We start from the raw sequence: 20,599 nt of genomic DNA, 5'->3' as shown, positions 1-20,599 counted from the left end.
GTGTACATCGACGGATACACACCACGCGTGAACGGGTACGAGCCCGGCTCGCCCAGCTTCTCCCCGGGCTCCCACCCCGCAAGGGCGTCCGGCCCGTACACCGGCTCGATGGGCAGTCCCGACTCCGACTCGCGCGCCATGTGCTGTGCCTTCCGATTCGACCTACTCGCTGGTACCGACCCTCGCGACGGACTGTAGCGGCGGGCGTGCGACGGGTGGAGAGCCACTCGCTGGGACCTTGCTCACAGCATGCGCCGCGGCGCGCAACCAAGCACCTCTGGGAAGCATCCATTAGGTACAGATCATCGATTCGGGGGGCTCACATGCACCGTACGTCCGTCATACGCAGAGCAGTACTGGCCGCGGCCGCGGTCAGTCTGGCCGCCACCGGCTGCACCCAGGCCGTGGGGGCGGCCGGCGGGTCGGCCCCGGCACCGGCGGCCTCGCCCTCGGCGTCCGCCTCGCCCTCCTCCGGCGCCTCGGCCGCCGGGGGCGCGGAACCGGCGGCTTCCTCGCCGGCCGGCTCCGCCTCGCCCGGGGCGGCGAAGACGCTGATGGCGGAGGGCACGGAGAACGAGCAGGTGCGTGAGCTCCAGGCGCGGCTGCGCCAGCTCGGTCACTTCCACCGCAGCCCCACCGCCTTCTACGGCTCGATGACCGCCAAGGCGGTCTCGGCCTTCCAGAAGAAGCAGGGCCTGCCGGAGACGGGCACGGTCGACGGGACCACCTGGGAGCGGCTGACGGCCGCCTCGCGCAAGCCCACCGCCGAGGAGCTGCGGCCGCCGACGACCAACGAGCTGGACAAGCCGGACGCCCGCTGCATGACGGGCCGGGTGCTGTGCATCAGCAAGGAGAGCCGCACCCTCGCCTGGATGATCGACGGCAAGGTCGTCTCGGCCATGGACGTCCGCTTCGGCTCGGAGAACACGCCGACCCGCGAAGGCACGTTCAAGGTCGACCGCAAGGAGCGGACGTGGAAGTCGACGCTCTACCACACCTCGATGCCGTACTCGATGTTCTTCAGCGGCGGCCAGGCGGTGCACTACTCGGCGGACTTCGCGGCCCGCGGCTACAACGGCGGCTCGCACGGCTGCGTCAACGTCCGGGACATGGACCGGCTCGAGACGGTGTTCGAGCAGGTGAAGGTCGGCGACAAGGTCGTCGTCCACTGGTGATCCGAGGGGGAGAGAAGAGAGGGCGCGGGCGGGACCGGGGGAACGTGTCCCGCCCGCGCCATGTGCGCTGAGCCGTAGGTACGGGGGGAACCCCGGCTCTTCGCGCTGCCGATGACCAGTCGGCTCACTCAGTACTGCGCCGGGGGACGGAAAAACGTCACACCCTCTCGGAAAAAATTTCAAAGACGCAGGTCAGAGTGGGTGCGAGGGCGGGCGTACGGCCCCGTCGGAGGACCGGGCCGGGCGGGCGTACGGACGTGTCCGGGAGACGGGGCCGGGCGGGCGACGGACGTGTCGGGAGACGGGGCCGGGCGGGCGACGGACGTGTCGGGAGACGGGGCCGGGCGGGCGTACGGACCCGTCGGAGGCGGGCCGGGCGGGCGGACCGGCGTCAGAAGACCAGGCCGGTCCGGCGCACCGACAGCGCGGGGGCCTGGGGGTACCAGGAGACGGAGGGGCGCGCCGCGTCGGAGTCGTCGCCGCCCTTGCCGCCGGGGCCCTCGTCCTTGCCGCCGTCGCCGCCGTCGCCCGAACCGGAGCCCGACCCGGAGCCCTGCTGGGAGCCCGAGCCGGTACTGCCCTGCCACTCGGCCTCGCCGGCCAGCACCTTGTCGCAGAGGGCCTTGAGCTTGGCCGCGCCGTCGGCCGCGGCCTCCAGCTCCTCCCGCCGCTCACGGTCCATCCGCCCGTCGCGGTAGTCGCGGCAGTCCTGGACGGTCCGCGCGAACCAGGTGTCGCCCGAGTCGGACCCCGACACCGAGCCGGTACCGCCCTCCGCGCCGCCCAGGTCGCCGCCGGGCCACCCGCCCGAGGTGTCACCGTCCCCGGTGCCGCCGGTACGCCCGTGGTCCGGCCGTCCCGGTACGCGCTCCGCGCCCTCCGTGCCCGCCCCCGGCGTCCGTGACGCGGACGGCGGCACGCTCCCGGGCTCGCCCGACCTGCCGGGCGTGGCGGAGTCCGGCCCGCCGGTCGGCTCACCGGACACCGACGTCTCCGGCGAGGCGGCCGCGGACACCGACGCGGCGGGCAGCGGCTCGCTGTCGCCCCCCAGGACGGGCAGGACGCCCGTACCGGCGGCCACGGCCACCCCACCGGCCGCCAGACCGGCCACCGACGCGGCCAGGCCCCACCGCACGGGCCGCGCCCAGCGCATGCGCCGGCGGGGCACCGACCGGTCGCGCACCGCGCCCGGCTCGGGCCCGTCGGAGGCGGCCGGTCGGCCGGACGGCGCCGTCACGGCGCGCCGAGCCCCGGCCGCCCTGTCGGCCCGCGCCTCACGGAAGGCCGCCAGCGCGGCCTCCTCACCGGGAAGGGCACCCGCCGCGGGGTCGGCTGCGGCGCGCAGGGCGTCCAGTGCCCGCGCGACTCGTCTGGCCTGCTCCCGCGCGTGATCGTCGACAGGGCCGGCCGGTTCACCCCGCAGCAGTCTTTCCGCCGCGTCCTGGTCGAGCCATTCATCCCGCTCGTCGGCCATCACATGTCCTTCTGCGTCCGTGAACGCCAATGCGTCACACCGGTACGCACCGCGGACCCCACGCGTCGCTTGGGCTGTGGCGGTACGCCGCCCAGGGCACCGGTCGGGCTCCCGGCCGCCGCGCCGGCTCCCGCGTCCGCCTCCAGCAGCTCGGCCAGCCGCTTCAGGCCGCGGTGGGCGGCGGTGCGTACGGCACCGGGCCGCTTGCCCAGGGTCTGGGCGGCGCTCTTGGCGTCCAGCCCGACGACGACGCGCAGGATGACGGCCTCGGCCTGGTCCTGCGGGAGCTGGGCGATGAGGTTCATGGTGCGGCCGGTGGACAGGGCTTCCATGGCCTCGTCCGCCGTGTCGGACTCGGCCGGCTTCTCGGTGAGTTCCGTCTCGTCCCCGCCGATGGCGGGGCGCCTGCCCCGCATGCGCAGGTGGTCGAGGGCGCGGTTGCGGGCGATGCGGGCCGCCCAGCCCCGGAAGCGGTCGGCGTCCCCGCTGAAGCGGTCGAGGTCGCGGGATATCTGGAGCCAGGACTCGGACGCGACGTCCTCCGCGTCGGCGTCGCCGACCAGCGTGCGTATGTAGCCGAGCAACCGCGGGTGCACGGCGCGGTACACAGCACGGAAGGCGTCTTCGTCCCCGTCCTGTGCCGCGAGCACCGCGGTGGTCAGCTCCGCGTCGTCCCCCAGCACTCCCACTACCTGTTCGTCATCGCGGCCGGTCACCACCGTCACTACGCCCGGCGCGCAGGAGCACGCTACGTGGTCATCCGGCGTCGCGTCCACGTCTTGTACAACCTGCAACATCCCTGCGACGCAGCGCGGTGTGACAGAAACCGCACCCGTGGCGCTGATAGGAGTACGGGGCCGTACCACGGACCCGTGGACGACGGCCGGGGCCTCTCCTGTGGGGGGTGGCGGCCCCGGCCGTCCTCCGCTCCGGACGCGGGTGCTGGTCATGGCCTGCGGTTCTCGCCCTTGCCGGCCGGGCCCGCGGTGTTCGCGTCGCCGCCCCGCCCGCCGCCGGCGGACTTCCCCGACTGCTTCCCGGAGTTCCCGCTCTGCTCCGGCTTCCCGGTCTTCCCCGCCCCGCCCGGCTTCCCGGCCCCTGCGGCCCCGTGCGGCTCTCCGGCCCCCGCGGTGTTCTGCGGCTTCCCGGACCCGCCCTGCTCCCCGGAGTTCACGGCGTTCCCGGACTGGCCCGGCTTCCCGGGGTTCTGGGAGTTCACGGCGTTCCCGGACTGGCCCGGCTTCCCGGGGTTCTGGGAGTTCACGGCGTTCCCGGACTGGCCCGGCTTCCCGGCGGTCCCGGGCCTCCCCGAGTGCCCGGACTTCTCCGCCTCCGTGGCCGGCCCGCGCCCCGCCATGCCGGGACCGGCCGGGGTGCCGGGCTGCTTGCCCCCGGGGCTCCCCGACCGCGGTGCCTTGCCGCCGTCCTGGCCGGCCGGGCCGCTCCCGCCGCCCGTACCGCCGTCGGCGCCCCTGTCGGCGCCGGCGCCCTTGGTGGCCTCCTTGGCCCCCTTGCCGGCGCCCTTGTCCGGGCCGCCCGCCCGCCCGTCGCCGCCGGGTGCGCGCACCGGGCCGGTCGCCCCCGCCCCCGGGTGCCGCGACCGGTCCCGTTCCGTGAGCGGTGTCGCGGGCGTGCCGCCACCCTCCGGTGTGACCGCCGTCGAGGGGCGGGGCTCCGGCGCCGTACCGCCGTCACCGCCGCCGAACGGCGAGGGGAGCGCACCGCTCTGCGCCGCCACCGCGACACCGCCCAGCAGCACGGTCGCCGCCAGCCCCATCGCCGCGGCCCGCAGCGAACTCCGCCGGCGCCGCTCCCGGGCCGGCCGCCAGTCGTCGCGCCGACGGGTCCTGCCCGCCGCGTGCGCACCCTCGTCCCGGGCCGCGCGGAACGCCGCGACCGCCCGCTCCTCGGCCGCCGGGTCGATCCCACCGCCCCGTAGGGCAGCCGCCAGCAGCGCGGCGGGCACCGCGGCGTCGTCGTCGCCGTCGTCCAGCCGCTTGTCGTCCCTGCTCATCCCCTAGCTCCGCCCTGCGCCAGTCGCCCGGCGAGTTTCCTGAGTCCTCGGTACGCGGCGGTGCGCACCGCTCCCGGCCGCTTGCCCAGCACCCGCGCCGTCGCCGGGCCGTCCAGCCCCACGACCACACGCAGCAGCACCGCTTCCGCCTGCTCGCGCGGCAACCCGCGAATCATCGCGAGCGCCTGCTCCGTCGACAGGCTCTCCAGTGCCGCGGCGGCCGTGTCCTGGCCGCCCGGCAGGTCCAGTACGTCCTGTTCGATTAAAGAGGTACGGGGGCTCCGCCTCTGCCTGCGCAGATGGTCGAGCGCCCGGTGGCGGGCGATGGTCGCCGTCCACCCGCGGAAGCCGGCGCCGTCGCCCTGGAAGCGCCCGAGGTCCCGGGCGATCTCCAGCCACGCCTCGGCGGCCACGTCCTCGGCGTCGTCGCCGACCAGCCCGCGCACGTATCCGAGCAGCCCGGGGTGGACCAGCCGGTACGCGCGCGCGAACGCGTCCTCGTCCCCCTGCTGGGCGCGCTCGACGGCAGCGCCGAGCTCCGTGTCGTACGCCCCCACACTTCCCTCTTCGCGCCGCCCGTCACAGTTCCCCCCTCTCTCTGCGTCCGGGCACACGGAAATGTCACAGCAGCACCTTCCTGGGGGTGCGGCCGTGCAGCATGAGGTAGAAGCGCTGGACGGACTCCTCGGGGCCCACCTCGAACCGGTTGACCACCTTGCCCAGCGGGTTCCAGGCCCGCCCGTCCGGCATCACGATGCCGACCGGCTGCCCGAAGTACGCGCGCTGCGCCTCGTCGAAGTCCACCCACTCCGCCCCGGCCCGCCGCACGATGACCTCGCCGGTGTACGCGCCGAGCCCGCACAGGAACGGCTCGACCCGCGACCGGTCGGGCTGATCGCGCCGCAGCCCGTCGACCACGAGGTCGACGAGCCTCAGGCTGGCGACGCCGTAGTCGAGCGGCAGCCGGTTCCGCTCGGTCACCCGCGCCACGAACTGCGTCACATAGGCGCGGACGTGCTGAGCGCCCGGCAGTGTGCTGAAGTCCCCATCCATGCCTGACCCAGCGACGTGAACACTTCAAGCGTCACGCAAACGGAATGTGCCGCTTCTCATACGACGACTTCACCGGACTCGTACAACCATTCACATTCCTCAGCCGTCCGCGACGAGCAGCGCCCTGTACGCCCGGTTCATGGGTGCCCGGGCCGCGCTCACCGCTGTACGGGTTCGGCCCAGGCGGCGTAACCGAGCACCGTCTCGCCGTCCGACAGGTCGAGCCGGGCCCGCAGCCCGTAGTGGATGCGGTACGTGAGGCCCTCGATCTCCACGAGCCCGACGTGCGTGCCGCCGTCCCTGGGCTCCTGGAAGCCCGGGTTCTCGACCACGTCCCACCCGGCCTCGCGGGCCAGGTACACCCACTCCTGGTAGGCCACTTCGTTCCCGCCGGCATCGGGATCGGTGTCGCCGACCCGGATGAGGATCTGCACGGGGTCCACTCGCCGCGCCCTCGCCATCGCCGACCTCCCGCAGCGCCGGACCTGCACCACCTGTGGCGACGAGTGCCCCGGGAAGCCCGCTCAGAACACGCCGAACACGCCGAACTCGCGCCCCGCCCACAACACCCCGGACGACACCGACAGCCCGAGGACGCCGATGCCGCCCAGCGCGTACGCGGTCACCCCCGCCACCTTGGAGCGGCGGCGGAGGAGGAACAGGGGCGCGGCGCCGAGGCAGAGGACCCCGGCCAGCACCCGGGCGATCTCCAGGCTCCACTCGACGAGGGCGAGCAGCCCCAGCACCACCCCTGAGATCAGGATTCCCATGTGCGCTCCGCGTCCCGTCCCTGTACGTGCCTACGCGGCGTCCTCGGGGAACTCCTCCTCCGGGAAGCCCTCCTCGGGGTACTCCTCGTCGCCGAAGTCCTCCTCGTCCATCATCGCGCCGGCGAAGCCGCCCATGATCTCGTCCATGTCCAGCTCGGTGGCGCCGGCCGGGGCGGTGGGGGCCACGCTGTCGCTCATCCGCACGACCAGGCCGAACTTCTTGACCTTGGCGTTCTCGGCCAGCTTGGCGAGGTCGATGTTCACCTCGGTCAGCTCACCGTTCTTCAGCGTGAAGTCGGCCGTGACCCTGGCGTTCGGCGCGTCCTTGAGGTCCTTGTCCGTCGGCAGGTCCATGCCCGGGGGCAGGTCCTTGGCGAGCGGGCGGATCTCGCCGATCAGCTCCGTGATCAGCGTGCGGAACGGAGCGGTGGCGGTGATGTGCTCCGTGCCGTCCTTGCTGGAGGCGGTCGTGAACTCGACCTCGCGGGCGATGGTCTCCCGGAGGGCGTCCAGCAGCTTCTTCTGGGTCCTGGCGTCCAGAGTCGGCTCGGGCTCGGGCTTCGCGCCGGGCTCCGCCGCCAGCTCGGCCTGGCTCTTCTCCAGCTCCTTGGTGTTGAACTTGACCCACTCGCCCTCGAGCACCTTCTTGAGCCCGCCCGCCTCCGGCGGCAGCTCCTTCGCCGACGGCAGCGGAGCGCCGAGCGCCTTGCCGACGGCCTCCATGTCGGAGCGGATGTAGGTGTAGTCACCGATGACCCGGTACTCGATCAGGTCGCCCTCGGGGCCGGTGACCTTCATGGCCATGCCGATGAAGTCCTTCTCGCCGGACTCGTCGATCGGCTTCTTCGACTGGACCGTGAAAACGATCTTCGAGCCGCTGAGCAGCTCGGCGGCCTCGTCGGGGATCTCCTCGCCGGGCTCGGGGTCCGAGGAGGCGTCCAGCGCCTTCAGGCTCTCGGCGTCGGTGTCCAGGTCGAGCTCGAAGGAGACCGACTTCTCCTTGCTGAGCTTCTCGAAGGCCTGGTCGAGCTTCTTCCCGGCGGAGAGCTGCTCCACCGTGCCGCAGGCGGCCGAACCCGCCAGAACGGCGCCGACGACTGCGGTGGCGGTCAGGGTCTTGCGTATGGCGGTGATGATGGTCTCCTCGTCAGTGCGATCACGGTGTGATCGTTGAGGAGACTCACGAACGGCCCCGAAGGTTGCCCCCCGGCGCCGAACCACCGCCTGGCGGAGGGCGATGTGGGGGGCGGGTGCACACTGACGCCATGGGACGCGTCCGGGTGGAGTCGATGGGCGGCCCGCTCGCCGCCGTTCCCGTATCCGCGCCGGCCGCGTGGGGTGGCTGCACGGAAGCGGGGGGTGATCGTCGGCGGCACCGATACGCGGACGACTATGACCGGGCCTGCGAGGTGGAGGCACTGGCGGAGGCGGTCGCCATCGGGGGCCACGAGGCCGAAGCCCTGATCCTGGGCGACCAGCCCGCCACCACCTGCTACCTCCCGGAGCACCGCGCCTTCCTGCGATGGCTCGCGGCCTCGTCCGCAGCCGACCTGCTCGCCGCGGCCGAGCGCCTCCTGACGAACCCCGCGACCGCCTGGGAGGACTGCGGCACCTGGACGACGGACGGCCCAGCGGTGCTCATGGACTCCGTGAACGCCGGCGCCGACCTCCACGTCGAGAACCGGGGCGGCGGGCTTCCCGAGCAGGCGCCCGTCCCCCTGCCCGCCGGCGCCCGGAAGATCCGCGCCGTCCACACCGAGGCGGACGAACACACGTGGGCCGGCGTGGTCCAGCTCCTGGACTACAGCGATCCCTCGTCATCGTCTCCGATCTCGACGTCGTGCACGAAGGACGTCCAGAACCCGTCCGCGGCCTCGATACACACGGGGTCCACCGAGCGCAGGAATTCGCGGACCCGCTGCCCGGCAGCCGTCTTCACCGAGGTGTCGTCCGACTCCGAGTAAAACGAGAGCAGACCTTTCACGTCGTAGCGGTAGGTGCAGTCCTTCTTCTCGTTGTCGACGTCACCGGTGTGCGAGCGGACCAGCTTCACGCCGTCGGCGACGACCGTGCCGTCGGCCGCGTCCGTGAGGGTGATCTTCTGGGTGCCGGACGCCGCGAAGGGGTCTGCACCCGCCCGTCCGACAACTCACATCGATGCCTTTCGCATCCGCGCCCATTTCGGCGCATGCGAAAGGGGCACACCGAATCAGCCGGACGGAGGCTTCCGGAACGGCTTTGGACACAGCGGCGTGGTTTCTGATCAGGAAGTCGGAGCGCCGTCAACCGTGCGGACAATCGGGACACTTCACGGCCGGAATGCACAGCGATTCGTCCGTTTTCTCCGGTCGCTCGCGCGGCGTCGGCCGCCTGGTGTATAACCGCCCGGTTCCGCACCAGACGTCAATTCACGGAAAGCCGTACCCCCATGGCATCCAGCACGGAAACCGAAAAGCCGGAAACGGACCGGCACGGCCTGGACCGGCGCGGCCTCGCGATCGCCGCCGCCGTCCTGCTCGCCTGCGGCGGACTCGTCGGGTACGGCGCCCTGAACACCGAGGAGAGGCCGAAGCCCGCGGCCGTCCCCACCGCCGAGGTGACCTACGAGGTCACCGGGACCGGCACCGTCGACATCGAGTACCTGGGCGAGGGCGACCCCGGCCGGGCGACCGTCGTCAAGGCCGTCACCCTGCCTTGGAAGAAGACCGCGGCCGTGCCGGTCGGGGCCGCCCCGGTGATCGGCGTCGTCCTCGACGGCAAAGGCGGTCAGGCGGGCTGCACCCTCGCCATCCGTGGCAAGCACGTACAGCGCGCCACCGCTTCGGGCACATACGGACGCACCACGTGCAGTGGCCCCGAAGTGACCGTGAAGTAAACGCGCATTCATTTTCCAGCACGCCAATTTCTCCGAGGAGTGGGGCATTTGAGCCCGCGACGCAAAGCGCACGCGTACAAACCCCTGAGCATGAAACGCAGAGCCTGGCTGACCCTGGGCGCCGTCGTGGCCGGCGGCGCGGGCATGGTCACCGTCGCCGTCGCCGGCCCGTCCGGTGACTCTCCGGCCAAGGGCCCGGCCGAGCGGCCGGCGAAGCTGCGGACGCTGGGGCTGGGCGAGGGGAAGGCCGGCGAGCGGTCGCTGCCGAGCACCGAGACCGAGGAGTTCTCGCTCGTCGGCATCGGCTGGGGCGACGCGAAGACCAGGGTGACCGGCGACGCCCGCATCCGCACCCGGGACGCCGTGACCGGCAAGTGGACCGGGTGGCGGCCGCTGGACCTGGACGCCCACCTGCCCGACGGCACGGAGGTCCCCGAGCGCGGGGCGTCCGAGCCCACCTGGGTCGGCCCCTCCACCGCCGTCCAGGTCAAGGTGACCTCCGGCAAGGCCCTGCCCAAGGACCTCAGGCTGCACCTGGTCGACCCGGGTGTCACCGCCACCGAGTCGGCGAACGGCGCGGCGCTGCCCAAGGGCCGGGAGCCCGGGGCGACGGACACGGTCGAGAACGCGGCGTACGCGCTGGAGGAGACGACCGCCCCCGCGGCCACCGACCCCGCCACCACCGAGCCCACCCCGACGGGCACCGAGCCGACGGCGCCGGAGCCCACGGACACCGCGCCCACCGATCCCGCGCCCACGGACACGGCGACCACGCCCACCACGCCGCCCACCACGTCGCCGGCGCCGACCGCGACGGTCCCCGTGCCGCCGCCGTCCACCGTCAACCGGCCCCCGATCGTCTCGCGCGCCGAGTGGGGCGCCGACGAGTCGATCGTGGACGACCCGCCGGAGTACCTGGACAAGATCCAGGCGGTGTTCATCCACCACACCGTCGACACCAACAACTACAGTTGCGCCCAGTCCCCCGCCATGGTCCGCGCGATCATGACGTACCACGTGCAGTCCGAGGGCTGGAACGACCTGGGGTACAACTTCCTGGTCGACAAGTGCGGCCGGGTCTTCGAGGGCCGCGGCGGCGGCGTCGACCTGCCGGTCAAGGGCGCCCACACGTACGGCTTCAACAGCTACTCGACCGCCATCGCCTTCCTCGGCGACTTCGAGGGCGACGCCGCCGCGGGCAAGCCCGCCGGGAAGCCCACCCGGGCGGCCCTGGAGTCGGCGGCCCGCGTCGCCGCCTGGAAGCTCGGCCAGTACGGGGGCAACCCCAAGGGCAAGGTCACGCTGACCGCCCAGGGCAACACCGGCGTGTGGAACGAGGGCGAGAGCGCCACGCTCGACGTCATCTCCGGCCACCGGAACGCCTTCGCGACCGCCTGCCCCGGCAAGAACCTGTACGCGAAGCTCACCCCGATCCGGGACTTCGCCGCCGGTGCCGGCCGCAACTCCGCCGTCCCGACGGACGACATCGACCGCGACGGCATCGCCGACATGGTCGCCGCCCTGCCGAAGTACGCGTCCGGCGCCGGTCAGGTGAAGGTGGTGCGCGGCACCACCGACGGGCCGAGCCTCACCTCCCGCCTCACCATCGACCAGGACAGCGCCGGCGTGCCGGGCGACAGCGAGGCCGCCGACTCCTTCGGCACGGCCACCGCGTACGGCGACTTCAACGGTGACGGGTACGCGGACCTGGCGGTCGGCGCGCCCGGCGAGGACGACGAGTCGGGCCACACCGACACCGGTTCGGTGACCGTGCTCCACGGCCCGAAGCTCGACTCCGGTGCCTCGTACATGACGTCGCCCGCCTACCGGGTCAACGGCGACAAGCTCGGCACCGCCGTCACCATGGGCGACTTCAACGCCGACGGCAAGTCCGACGTGCTGTCCGTCGCGCCCGGCATCCCGGGCCGCTGGTGGGTGTTCGAGTCGAAGAACGCCTCGTACCCGACGAAGGCGGGGTACCTCAGCGACACGGCCAACACCTCGGTGGTGTCCTTCGCGTCCGCCGCCAGCGGCGACTTCGACAAGGACGGGTACGCGGACGCCGCCGTCACCTACCGGGACTCCTCCGGCGTCGGCCGGATCGTCGCCCTCAAGGGCTCGGCGAACGGCCTGGAGCGGATCGGTGTCCTCTACCCGCGCGGTGGCCGCTCGCTGGCCGCCGGCGACCTCAACGGCGACGGGTACGACGACCTCGCGATCGGCCAGCCCAACTCCACCGAGTCGGGCCACACCGCCGTCGGCGGGGCGGTCGCCCAGGTGCTGGGCTCGGCCACGGGCCTGACGGCAACCGGCCGTGCCACGTTCCAGCAGAACTCCACCGGTGTCCCCGACACCGACGAGTCGGGCGACACCATGGGCGCGTCCGTCTCGGTGGGCGACGTCGACCTCGACGGGTACGAGGACGTCCTGACCGGTCTGCCGGGCGAGGACCTCACCCGCGGCGGGGTCAACCAGGGCAACGCCGGACAGGCGATCCTGCTGCGCGGCTCGTCCACGGGCATGACGGCCACCGGCTCGGTCGCGTACTCGGAGGACACCACCGGGGTGCCGGGCGACTCGGCGCCCAACGAGCGGCTCGGCGCGGCCGTCGTCCTGAGCGACCTGTCCGGCTACAGCAGGGCGGACCTGGCGCTCGGCGCGGACGGCGAGGACGCGAACAACGGCGTGATCCTCCAGCTCGACAACAGCAGCACGTCCGGTGTGGTGCCGTCGTCCGGCGTCTACTACGGCGTCAACAGTCTGGGGGCCCCGACGGGGCTGAACATCGGCCGTCTGCTCTGGCCCTGAGCCGACGGCCCCCGGGTCCGGTCACGCGCCGCGTTCGCGGCGCGAGACCACGGCCCGCAGCACCCGCCGGCCTTCGGCCGACACCTCCAGCACCGGCCGGAGTCCGGCGGCGGGGCCGTCGGACTCCGTGCCGGCGAGGAACTCCAGGATCTGCACCTGGCGCCGTTCCTCGCCGTCCAGCAGCGGCCCGCCGCCGAGCAGGCCGTGCAGTTCCAGCGCCGTGACCGAGCACGCCTCGGCCCAGGCGCGCAGCGCCGTCCCGTCCCACCCGGACGGGGCGGCGCCCAGCATGGTGCGGACGCGCACCGCGAACGCGTCGTCGCCGCCCTCCGCGTGCGCGCCCCGGACCTCCCCCAGCCTGTCGGCCCAGCCCGCCCCGCCCTCGGCGACGCTCTGCCACAGGGGGCGCAGGAGGTCGTCGGGTGCGGGGCCGAGCAGGGGGAGGCAGCGGTCGAGACAGGCCAGCGCGGAGGCCGCCAGCCCCCGTTCGCCGGCCCGGGCGATCAGTTCCTGCGCGCTGTGACTCATGGACGTCTCCCGTCGCGGACGCGGTACTCCCTGTACTGCGCCGCATGGCCGGTTTTCGTCACCGCGCGTGGCGGGAAACCATGGGTTCAGCGACGACGGCCGGCCCGGGAGGCGTGCCGTGCCTCAGGTGCCGCCGCCCAGCCGGTCGGCCAGCGCCCGGAAGTCCTCCCAGGTCAGCGGGGGCCTGGCCGGGTCCCACAGCTTCTGGGACGTCGCCCGCAGCGGCATCCGGATGCCCCGCGCCACCTGGTCGGCGGTCTGGGCGTTCGGCAGGTCGCCCCAGACGGCGAAGCGGCCACCGAGGATCTGGCCCGCGTACCGCGCCGGCACGGGCGTCGAGCCGCGCAGCACCTGCGGCGTCCACTCCTGGTAGATGCGGCGGCCGGTGGGGTACGTGAACTGGTTCGGCTCACCGAGCACGTAGTAGAGGTACTCGTCGTTGAGGTTCACCACCCGGCGGCCCTCCCGCAGGTACTCCACCGGTGGCCGGGCGCCGATCTCCTTGCCGGTCCAGTACTCGACCTCGATGTCCTTGCGGGCGCTCACCACGCCCCCGCGGAAGAAGCCGTCGTTCCACGCCTTGGCCTTCTTCCTGGCGGCGTTCACGACCGCCGCGCGGTCGTTCAGCCACCCGGTCGCCAGGTCCTCCACCCCGGCCTGCGGGCCGTACTTCTGCCGGGCCGCCCTCGCGAGCTGCGGGAAGGACGCGGCCGGGTCGCGGACGGTCAGGGCCTGGTACTCGTCGGCGCCGACGTGGAACCACGGGCCGGGGAACAGCGCCGCGTACTCGCGCAGCAGGTCGTCGACGATCCGCGCCGACGCGGGCTTCGAGATGTCGATGGCGCCCCGCCGGGGCGTGCCCTGGACGTTGCGGAGCTGGAGCTGGGGGTGGGCGCGCAGGACCGCGCCGAGGTGGCCCGGGGAGTCGAACTCGGGCACGACCGTGACGTGCAGGCGCTGCGCCAGGGCGATGATCCGCCGCATCTCGGCCTTGCTGAGGTGCTGGGCCGCGACGACCTCGGGGTGCGTGTCGGACGCGATGCGGATGGCCTGGTCGTCCGCGAAGTGCAGGTGGAGCTGGTTGAGCTTGAGGTCGGCCAGGTCGCGGACGCGGTTCTCGATCCAGCCCACCGTGTAGGGCTTGCGGGCGATGTCGACCATCAGGCCGCGCTGCGGCTTGGCGGGCCGGTCGCGGATGACGCCCTCGGGGACGGCGCCGCCCGAGCGGAGGGCCTGCTTGACGGTCCGGGTGCCGTAGAAGACGCCCGCCTGGTCCGGTCCGGATATCCGTACCCGCCCGTCCCGGGTGGTGAGGGTGTACGACTCGGGGCCGCCGGCCTGCCCGGTGTTCAGGGCCAGCTCGATGTCGCCCGGGCGGGGGGCGGCCTCGCCCCGGTAGGCGGCCTTCAGCTCGTCCGCGAGGAGGCGGGCCTCGTCGGCGAGGGCGGCGCTGCCCTTGGCGATGACGACCGCGCTGCCGCCGCCCGGCCGCCAGCCAGGGCCCCGGGCGGGTTCGTGCTCGCGCACGGAGGGGATGGTGCGGGGCGCGGTGGAGAGCGGATACGTCCGTGTGGGTGATGGCGAGGGTGACGTCTCGGCCGTCGTGGCCTCCGGCGTGGCCGCCGGGGGCGTCGTCGCCGTGCCGGGCGCCGAGGTGCCCCGGTCGCCGCCGTCTCCGCCGTTGCCGCACCCCGCGGCCGTGAGGGAGAGCACCACGGCCGCGACGAGACCTCCTGGGGAATGCCGGTTCACACGCTTACCTCCGTCCATGGGCTGTCCATGGCTGTACGGAAACTCTCCCTTCCGGGTGAAATTCGCGCATCTCCCGTACAGCCCTCGCTCACCCTGGGTAATGTTGTGCCCCTTCCCTCACATCCTCCCCACACTTCCCGCGTCCTTTTCGAGGAGCCCACGATGGCCGGCGACTCCACCGCAGGCGCCCCGAAGCGACCGCCCAGGCTCCCGGCCAGGGCCGGAACGCCCACCGCGCGCCCCCGCCACGCCCCGCCGGAGACGGCCCGCGCTCCCGGCCCGGCGCGCCGCGCCACGCCCGAGACCGCACCTGGACCCGCCCGCCGCGCCACGCCCGAGACCGCACCCGGATCCCTCCGCCGTCAGGGCGCCACGCCCGAGGCGGGAGCCCCGGGCCAACGGCGCGCCGAAGCCCGCACGGGGCCCATACCTGCCCAGAGTCACGGCCCCCACGCCGCCGAGGGGCTGATCCGCCTCAACGCCGCCACGGCCCACGACGCCGAGGCCGCCCTGCTCGCCTGCTGCGGCAGCCGCCGCTGGGCGCAGCGGCTCGCCGCCCACCGCCCGTACCCCACGCTGGACGCCCTGCTCGCCGCCGCCGACGAGGCCAGCTACGACCTGTCCGGTGCCGACCTCGACGAGGCGCTGGCCGACGAGACCTCGGCCTGCCTGCCCCCGGGCACCCCCGCGGCCGCGCGCACGGCCTGGCGGGCGGCACACGCCGAGTACGAGAGCCGCTTCCGTCACGCGTTCGTGATCTGCCTGGACGGGCACCGTCCGGAGGAGCGGCTCAATCAGGCGCTGTCGGCCATCCACACGCGGATGAGCCACCCGGCGGAGACCGAGCGGGCGATCGCCGCGGACGAGCTGCGCCGCCTGGCTCGCTCAAGATTGTCCCGTCTTGTCACCGGTCCTGGGCACCCCAATAGCCCGTCCGTGCTCGTTTGATTGCCTGTTTGATCACACTGGCGGACCCCGAGCGAGCGAACCGACAACTCGTCGCTACGATGACCGGGGCCGGTGGACCGTACCCGGCCGGGCCAGACCGACAGAGAAGCCGGCCGGCCCCAATCCCGCTCCCGGAGGGTTTTTCCGTGCCGGCTGGAACGCTGTACCGCGGCCGGGAAGGCATGTGGTCGTGGGTGGCTCATCGAGTCACCGGCGTCCTCATCTTCTTCTTCCTGTTCGTACACGTGCTGGACACCGCTCTCGTCCGCGTCTCCCCGGAGGCCTACGACGAGGTGGTCGCCACCTACAAGACGCCGATCGTCGCGCTGCTGGAGTACGGCCTCGTGGCCGCCATCCTCTTCCACGCGCTCAACGGTCTCCGCGTGATCGCCGTGGACTTCTGGTCCAAGGGCCCGCGCTACCAGAAGCAGATGCTCTGGACCGTGATGGCCATCTGGTTCGTGCTGATGGTCGGGGCGATCTACCCCGTCCTGGGCCACGCCGCACGTGAATGGTTCGGGAGCTGACGCCAGACATGTCCACTGACCTCACCAAGTCCGCTGTCGGTCCCGTCGAGGGCGAGAGCCTGTACGACGTGGACAACCCGGCGCCGCTCATCGAGCCGCCCCGGGCCCGGACGAAGAAGACCCCGAAGTCGACCCGCGGCAACTTCGAGATGGCCGCGTGGCTCTTCATGCGCCTGTCCGGCATCGTGCTGGTCGTCCTCGTCATCGGCCACCTGCTGATCCAGCTCGTGCTGGACGGCGGCGTCTCCAAGATCGGCTTCGCCTTCGTGGCGGGCCGCTGGGCGTCCCCGTTCTGGCAGGTCTGGGACCTGCTGATGCTGTGGCTGGCGATGCTGCACGGCGCCAACGGCCTGCGTACCGTCATCAACGACTACGCCGAGCGTCCGAACACGCGCCTGTGGCTCAAGGGCCTGCTGTACACCGCCACGGTGTTCACCATCCTTCTGGGCACGCTGGTGATCTTCACCTTCGACCCGAACATCCGCTAGGCACGGGGCTGAGGAAATCCGCATGAAGATCCACAAGTACGACACCGTCATCGTCGGCGCCGGTGGCGCGGGCATGCGCGCCGCCATCGAGGCGACGAAGCGCAGCCGTACCGCCGTGCTGACGAAGCTCTACCCGACCCGGTCCCACACGGGCGCCGCGCAGGGCGGCATGGCCGCCGCGCTGGCGAACGTGGAGGAGGACAACTGGGAGTGGCACACCTTCGACACGGTCAAGGGCGGTGACTACCTGGTCGACCAGGACGCCGCCGAGATCCTGGCGAAGGAGGCCATCGACGCCGTCCTCGACCTGGAGAAGATGGGCCTGCCGTTCAACCGGACTCCGGACGGCACCATCGACCAGCGCCGCTTCGGCGGTCACTCCCGCAACCACGGCGAGGCGCCGGTGCGCCGGTCCTGCTACGCCGCGGACCGCACCGGCCACATGATCCTCCAGACGCTGTACCAGAACTGCGTCAAGGAGGGCGTGGAGTTCTTCAACGAGTTCTACGTCCTCGACCAGCTCATCACCGAGGTCGACGGCGTCAAGAAGTCCGCCGGCGTCGTCGCGTACGAGCTGGCCACCGGTGAGATCCACGTCTTCCAGGCGAAGGCCGTGATCTACGCGTCCGGTGGCACCGGCAAGTTCTTCAAGGTGACCTCCAACGCGCACACCCTCACGGGTGACGGCCAGGCGGCCTGCTACCGCCGCGGCCTGCCGCTGGAGGACATGGAGTTCTTCCAGTTCCACCCGACGGGCATCTGGCGCATGGGCATCCTGCTGACGGAGGGCGCCCGCGGTGAGGGCGGCATCCTCCGCAACAAGGACGGCGAGCGCTTCATGGAGAAGTACGCGCCGGTCATGAAGGACCTCGCGTCCCGTGACGTCGTCTCCCGCTCCATCTACACGGAGATCCGCGAGGGCCGCGGCTGCGGCCCCGAGGGCGACCACGTGTACCTGGACCTGACGCACCTGCCGCCGGAGCAGCTCGACGCCAAGCTCCCGGACATCACCGAGTTCGCGCGGACGTACCTCGGCATCGAGCCCTACACGGACCCGATCCCGATCCAGCCGACCGCGCACTACGCCATGGGCGGCATCCCGACCAACGTCCAGGGTGAGGTCCTCAGCGACAACACCACCGTCGTGCCGGGCCTGTACGCCGCCGGTGAGGTCGCCTGCGTGTCGGTGCACGGCGCCAACCGCCTGGGCACCAACTCGCTGCTGGACATCAACGTCTTCGGCAAGCGCGCCGGTATCGCCGCCGCCGAGTACTCCGCCAAGGCCGACTACGTCGAGCTGCCGGAGGACCCGGCCTCCTTCGTGCGGGAGCAGGTCGAGCGGCTCCGCAACTCCACCGGCAGCGAGCGGGTCTCGGTGCTGCGCAAGGAGCTGCAGGAGACCATGGACGCCAACGTCATGGTGTTCCGCACCGAGCAGACGATCAAGACGGCGGTCGAGAAGATCACCGAGCTGCGCGAGCGGTACAAGAACGTGGCCATCCAGGACAAGGGCAAGCGGTTCAACACGGACCTGCTGGAGGCCATCGAGCTGGGCAACCTGCTCGACCTGGCCGAGGTCATGGCCGTCTCGGCGCTGGCCCGCAAGGAGTCGCGCGGCGGTCACTACCGCGAGGACTACCCGAACCGCGACGACGTCAACTTCATGCGCCACACCATGGCGTACCGCGAGGTCGGCGCCGACGGCTCCGAGACCGTGCGTCTCGACTACAAGCCCGTCGTCCAGACCCGCTACCAGCCGATGGAGCGTAAGTACTGATGGCTACCCCCGTACTGGACAAGACGGAGAAGGACTCCGCCGCCTCCCCGTACATCACGGTCACCTTCCGGATCCGCCGGTTCAACCCGGAGGTCTCCGACGAGGCGCAGTGGCAGGACTTCCAGATCGAGATCGACCCGAAGGAGCGCGTGCTCGACGGTCTCCACAAGATCAAGTGGGACGTCGACGGCTCGCTGACCTTCCGGCGCTCCTGCGCGCACGGCATCTGCGGCTCCGACGCGATGCGGATCAACGGCAAGAACAGGCTCGCCTGCAAGACGCTGATCAAGGACATCAACCCGGAGAAGCCCATCACGATCGAGGCCATCAAGGGCCTGACGGTCCTCAAGGACCTGGTCGTGGACATGGAGCCGTTCTTCCAGGCGTACCGCGACGTGATGCCCTTCCTCGTCACCAAGGGCAACGAGCCGACGCGTGAGCGCATCCAGTCCGCCGAGGACCGCGAGCGGTTCGACGACACCACCAAGTGCATCCTGTGCGCGGCGTGCACGTCGTCCTGCCCGGTGTTCTGGAACGACGGCCAGTACTTCGGTCCGGCCGCGATCGTCAACGCCCACCGCTTCATCTTCGACTCGCGCGACGAGGCCGGCGAGCAGCGGCTGGAGATCCTCAACGACAAGGACGGCGTGTGGCGCTGCCGCACGACGTTCAACTGCACCGAGGCGTGCCCGCGTGGCATCGAGATCACCAAGGCGATCCAGGAAGTGAAGCGTGCGCTGATCACGCGCCGCTACTGACGCTTCGCGACGTCCCGCCCGAAGGGCCCGTTTCCTCATGGAGACGGGCCCTTCGGCCTTGTGGGTCGCCCGTACCGGTGGTTTGGCCGGTCTGCGCGTAGACCGGATGGATGCCTGGGGCATGTAGTGGTGATCGGCAGTCCGCATCATCCTCCGATCCGCCGCCGATTCGTCGCTTGCGAGGCCACCATGACGGAAGCCGTCGCGTTCCCCCAGGACCGCACCTGCCCCTACCACCCGCCCGCCGCCTACCAGCCGCTGCGCGAAGAGCGGCCGCTGTCCCGCGTCACCCTCTACGACGGCCGCTCGGTGTGGGTCGTCACCGGGCACGCCACCGCGCGCCGGCTCCTGTCCGACCAGCGGCTGTCCACCGACTCCACCCATGAGGCGTTCCCGATACCGACGGAACGCTTCGCGGCCGTACGCAGCCGCCGGCGCGCCGCCCTGGTGGGCATGGACGACCCCGAGCACAACGTCCAGCGGCGGATGCTCATCCCGAGCTTCACGCTCAAGCGGACGGCCGACCTGCGGCCTCGCATCCAGCGGACGGTGGACGAACTGATCGACGCGATGACCGAGCAGGGGCCGCCGGCCGAGCTGGTGTCGGCGTTCGCGCTTCCGGTGCCGTCCATCGTCATCTGCGACCTGCTGGGCGTGCCGTACACCGACCACGAGTTCTTCGAGTCCCAGTCGCGCCGGCTGCTGCGGGGCCCGGGGGTCGAGGACCTGGAGGACGCCCGCGACCAGCTCGAGGGCTACTTGGGCGACCTGGTTGAGCGGAAACGCGACAAACCCGGGGAGGGCGTCCTCGACGACCTGATCGCGCAGCAGCTCTCCCAGGGCCACCTGGACAAGCAGTCGCTCGTCGAGCTGGCCACGATCCTGCTCGTCGCGGGGCACGAGACCACGGCGAACATGATCTCGCTCGGGGTGTTCACCCTGCTCCAGCACCCGGAGCAGCTCGCGGAGCTGAAGGCCGGCCCGGAGCTGATGCCGGTCGCCGTGGAGGAGTTGCTGCGGTTCCTGTCGATCGCGGACGGGATGCTGCGCGTGGCGAGGGAGGACATCGCGATCGCGGGAGTGACGATCAGGGCGGACGAGGGTGTCGTCTTCTCCACGTCGGTCATCAACCGGGACACTGACGCCTACGCCGAGCCGGACCGACTGGACTGGCACCGGCCGGCCCGCCACCACGTCGCGTTCGGCTTCGGGATCCACCAGTGCCTGGGGCAGAACCTGGCCCGGGCGGAGATGGAGATCGCCCTGCGGACGCTCTTCACGCGCCTGCCGGGGCTGCGGCTGGCGGCGCCGGCCGGGGACATCCCCTTCAAACCGGGGGACACGATCCAGGGGATGCTGGAGCTCCCCGTCGAGTGGTGAGGACGAGGACGAGGCACATGGACATCGCGATCGACAGGGACGTCTGCATCGGCGCGGGGCAGTGCGCCCTGACCGCGCCGGGCGTCTTCACGCAGGACGACGACGGCTTCGGCGCACTCGTGCGCGGGAGCGAGGACGGCGCCGGCGGCCCGCTGGTGCGGGAGGCCGCCCGCGCCTGCCCGGTGGGTGCCATCGAGGTGGCCCCGTAGCGGTGGGACCCGACGCCCGGCGGAGCGCGCTCCGCCGGGCGTCGTCATGCGTGCGGCAGGTCA

General features: G+C 72.1%; 22 protein-coding genes. 11 read left to right on the top strand and 11 right to left on the bottom strand.

The window, feature by feature from the left end:
* Window positions 1-140 (bottom strand): methylmalonyl-CoA mutase family protein (locus E2B92_RS29570; protein ID WP_133087761.1); only part of this gene is annotated, 140 nt, incomplete at its 3' end.
* A 183-nt stretch (window positions 141-323) separates the two neighbouring features.
* On the opposite strand from E2B92_RS29570, the gene E2B92_RS29565 reads away from it, so the two are divergent.
* The gene (locus E2B92_RS29565) at window positions 324-1,175 is read left to right on the top strand and encodes a L,D-transpeptidase family protein (protein WP_126889624.1); all 852 of its coding nucleotides are present in this window, start codon (window positions 324-326) and stop codon (window positions 1,173-1,175) included.
* A 391-nt stretch (window positions 1,176-1,566) separates the two neighbouring features.
* Here the strand turns inward: E2B92_RS29565 and E2B92_RS29560 are convergent, their stop codons facing one another.
* From E2B92_RS29560 to E2B92_RS29525, 8 genes are all read right to left on the bottom strand, one after another.
* Window positions 1,567-2,649, bottom strand: coding sequence for a hypothetical protein (locus E2B92_RS29560; protein ID WP_133087760.1), 1,083 nt, complete (start codon window positions 2,647-2,649; stop codon window positions 1,567-1,569).
* Window positions 2,649-3,332, bottom strand: a complete 684-nt coding sequence (locus E2B92_RS29555; RefSeq protein ID WP_126889559.1) for an RNA polymerase sigma factor — start codon at window positions 3,330-3,332, stop codon at window positions 2,649-2,651. Before E2B92_RS29555 ends, E2B92_RS29560 begins: the two co-directional genes overlap by 1 nt.
* Before the next feature lie 263 nt (window positions 3,333-3,595).
* Entirely contained in the window at window positions 3,596-4,663 is a 1,068-nt protein-coding gene (locus E2B92_RS29550) for a hypothetical protein (protein WP_133087759.1), read from the bottom strand.
* Entirely contained in the window at window positions 4,660-5,220 is a 561-nt protein-coding gene (locus E2B92_RS29545; RefSeq protein ID WP_126885927.1) for an RNA polymerase sigma factor, read from the bottom strand. The genes E2B92_RS29550 and E2B92_RS29545 overlap by 4 nt, the downstream gene beginning before the upstream one ends.
* 64 nt (window positions 5,221-5,284) lie before the next feature.
* On the bottom strand, window positions 5,285-5,716 hold the full coding sequence (locus E2B92_RS29540) for a hypothetical protein (protein WP_126885928.1): 432 nt from the start codon (window positions 5,714-5,716) through the stop codon (window positions 5,285-5,287).
* Window positions 5,717-5,874: 158 nt separating this feature from the next.
* Window positions 5,875-6,150, bottom strand: coding sequence for a hypothetical protein (locus E2B92_RS29535; protein ID WP_133087758.1), 276 nt, complete (start codon window positions 6,148-6,150; stop codon window positions 5,875-5,877).
* A 90-nt stretch (window positions 6,151-6,240) separates the two neighbouring features.
* Window positions 6,241-6,486 carry a hypothetical protein gene (locus E2B92_RS29530; protein WP_126885932.1) on the bottom strand — a complete coding sequence of 82 codons (246 nt, stop codon included), beginning with the start codon at window positions 6,484-6,486 and terminating at the stop codon, window positions 6,241-6,243.
* Between the two features lie 30 nt (window positions 6,487-6,516).
* Window positions 6,517-7,542 (bottom strand): hypothetical protein, encoded by a 1,026-nt coding sequence (locus E2B92_RS29525; protein WP_126885934.1) that lies wholly within the window; start codon window positions 7,540-7,542, stop codon window positions 6,517-6,519.
* A gap of 209 nt (window positions 7,543-7,751) precedes the next feature.
* Between E2B92_RS29525 and E2B92_RS29520 the strand changes: the two genes are divergently transcribed.
* The 3 genes from E2B92_RS29520 (at window position 7,752) to E2B92_RS29510 (ending at window position 12,169) form a co-directional block, all read left to right on the top strand.
* Window positions 7,752-8,450 carry an Imm21 family immunity protein gene (locus E2B92_RS29520; RefSeq protein WP_312846066.1) on the top strand — a complete coding sequence of 233 codons (699 nt, stop codon included), beginning with the start codon at window positions 7,752-7,754 and terminating at the stop codon, window positions 8,448-8,450.
* 464 nt (window positions 8,451-8,914) lie between these two features.
* Window positions 8,915-9,361 (top strand): MmpS family transport accessory protein, encoded by a 447-nt coding sequence (locus E2B92_RS29515; RefSeq protein WP_126885936.1) that lies wholly within the window; start codon window positions 8,915-8,917, stop codon window positions 9,359-9,361.
* Between the two features lie 90 nt (window positions 9,362-9,451).
* A complete protein-coding gene (locus tag E2B92_RS29510; protein ID WP_185923613.1) occupies window positions 9,452-12,169 on the top strand; it encodes an FG-GAP-like repeat-containing protein in 2,718 nt (905 codons plus the stop codon).
* Window positions 12,170-12,190: 21 nt separating this feature from the next.
* On the opposite strand, the gene E2B92_RS29505 is transcribed toward E2B92_RS29510, so the two are convergent.
* Window positions 12,191-12,697, bottom strand: coding sequence for a hypothetical protein (locus E2B92_RS29505; protein WP_126885940.1), 507 nt, complete (start codon window positions 12,695-12,697; stop codon window positions 12,191-12,193).
* Window positions 12,698-12,820: 123 nt separating this feature from the next.
* Window positions 12,821-14,449, bottom strand: coding sequence for a beta-N-acetylhexosaminidase (locus tag E2B92_RS29500; protein WP_235024033.1), 1,629 nt, complete (start codon window positions 14,447-14,449; stop codon window positions 12,821-12,823).
* Between the two features lie 162 nt (window positions 14,450-14,611).
* Here E2B92_RS29500 and E2B92_RS34010 point away from each other — a divergent pair, with 162 nt between their 5' ends.
* The 7 genes from E2B92_RS34010 to E2B92_RS29465 all read left to right on the top strand — a co-directional run bounded on the left by E2B92_RS34010 (window position 14,612) and on the right by E2B92_RS29465 (window position 20,536).
* Window positions 14,612-15,397, top strand: coding sequence for a 2-oxo-4-hydroxy-4-carboxy-5-ureidoimidazoline decarboxylase (locus E2B92_RS34010; protein WP_126885943.1), 786 nt, complete (start codon window positions 14,612-14,614; stop codon window positions 15,395-15,397).
* 146 nt (window positions 15,398-15,543) lie between these two features.
* On the top strand, window positions 15,544-15,924 hold the full coding sequence (sdhC, locus tag E2B92_RS29490) for a succinate dehydrogenase, cytochrome b556 subunit (protein ID WP_126885945.1): 381 nt from the start codon (window positions 15,544-15,546) through the stop codon (window positions 15,922-15,924).
* 8 nt (window positions 15,925-15,932) lie between these two features.
* Window positions 15,933-16,412, top strand: coding sequence for a succinate dehydrogenase hydrophobic membrane anchor subunit (locus tag E2B92_RS29485; protein WP_126885946.1), 480 nt, complete (start codon window positions 15,933-15,935; stop codon window positions 16,410-16,412).
* Window positions 16,413-16,434: 22 nt separating this feature from the next.
* On the top strand, window positions 16,435-18,189 hold the full coding sequence (sdhA, locus tag E2B92_RS29480) for a succinate dehydrogenase flavoprotein subunit (protein ID WP_126885948.1): 1,755 nt from the start codon (window positions 16,435-16,437) through the stop codon (window positions 18,187-18,189).
* Window positions 18,189-18,947: a succinate dehydrogenase iron-sulfur subunit gene (locus E2B92_RS29475; protein ID WP_126885950.1), complete on the top strand. Its 759-nt coding sequence runs from the start codon at window positions 18,189-18,191 to the stop codon at window positions 18,945-18,947. Before sdhA ends, E2B92_RS29475 begins: the two co-directional genes overlap by 1 nt.
* Before the next feature lie 189 nt (window positions 18,948-19,136).
* Window positions 19,137-20,327 carry a cytochrome P450 gene (locus tag E2B92_RS29470; RefSeq protein ID WP_126885952.1) on the top strand — a complete coding sequence of 397 codons (1,191 nt, stop codon included), beginning with the start codon at window positions 19,137-19,139 and terminating at the stop codon, window positions 20,325-20,327.
* Window positions 20,328-20,344: 17 nt separating this feature from the next.
* Entirely contained in the window at window positions 20,345-20,536 is a 192-nt protein-coding gene (locus E2B92_RS29465) for a ferredoxin (RefSeq protein ID WP_126885953.1), read from the top strand.
* Window positions 20,537-20,599 lie beyond the last annotated feature (63 nt).

The organism is Streptomyces sp. WAC05374, from assembly GCF_004353505.1.
Lineage (GTDB): Bacteria > Actinomycetota > Actinomycetes > Streptomycetales > Streptomycetaceae > Streptomyces.
Note: the sequence above shows the minus strand (reverse complement) of the source record. Positions and strands in the feature narration are given on the sequence as shown.

Bases quoted from the DNA above. Each gene is read 5' to 3' on its own strand.
- sdhA (WP_126885948.1), top strand. From the start codon at position 16,435: ATGAAGATCCACAAGTACGACACCGTCATCGTCGGCGCCGGTGGCGCG.
- E2B92_RS29470 (WP_126885952.1), top strand. From the start codon at position 19,137: ATGACGGAAGCCGTCGCGTTCCCCCAGGACCGCACCTGCCCCTACCAC.
- E2B92_RS29540 (WP_126885928.1), bottom strand. From the start codon at position 5,716: ATGGATGGGGACTTCAGCACACTGCCGGGCGCTCAGCACGTCCGCGCC.
- E2B92_RS29475 (WP_126885950.1), top strand. From the start codon at position 18,189: ATGGCTACCCCCGTACTGGACAAGACGGAGAAGGACTCCGCCGCCTCC.
- E2B92_RS29505 (WP_126885940.1), bottom strand. From the start codon at position 12,697: ATGAGTCACAGCGCGCAGGAACTGATCGCCCGGGCCGGCGAACGGGGG.
- E2B92_RS29560 (WP_133087760.1), bottom strand. From the start codon at position 2,649: ATGGCCGACGAGCGGGATGAATGGCTCGACCAGGACGCGGCGGAAAGA.
- E2B92_RS34010 (WP_126885943.1), top strand. From the start codon at position 14,612: ATGGCCGGCGACTCCACCGCAGGCGCCCCGAAGCGACCGCCCAGGCTC.
- E2B92_RS29465 (WP_126885953.1), top strand. From the start codon at position 20,345: ATGGACATCGCGATCGACAGGGACGTCTGCATCGGCGCGGGGCAGTGC.
- E2B92_RS29520 (WP_312846066.1), top strand. From the start codon at position 7,752: ATGGGACGCGTCCGGGTGGAGTCGATGGGCGGCCCGCTCGCCGCCGTT.
- E2B92_RS29550 (WP_133087759.1), bottom strand. From the start codon at position 4,663: ATGAGCAGGGACGACAAGCGGCTGGACGACGGCGACGACGACGCCGCG.
- E2B92_RS29485 (WP_126885946.1), top strand. From the start codon at position 15,933: ATGTCCACTGACCTCACCAAGTCCGCTGTCGGTCCCGTCGAGGGCGAG.
- E2B92_RS29510 (WP_185923613.1), top strand. From the start codon at position 9,452: ATGAAACGCAGAGCCTGGCTGACCCTGGGCGCCGTCGTGGCCGGCGGC.
- E2B92_RS29530 (WP_126885932.1), bottom strand. From the start codon at position 6,486: ATGGGAATCCTGATCTCAGGGGTGGTGCTGGGGCTGCTCGCCCTCGTC.
- E2B92_RS29515 (WP_126885936.1), top strand. From the start codon at position 8,915: ATGGCATCCAGCACGGAAACCGAAAAGCCGGAAACGGACCGGCACGGC.
- E2B92_RS29565 (WP_126889624.1), top strand. From the start codon at position 324: ATGCACCGTACGTCCGTCATACGCAGAGCAGTACTGGCCGCGGCCGCG.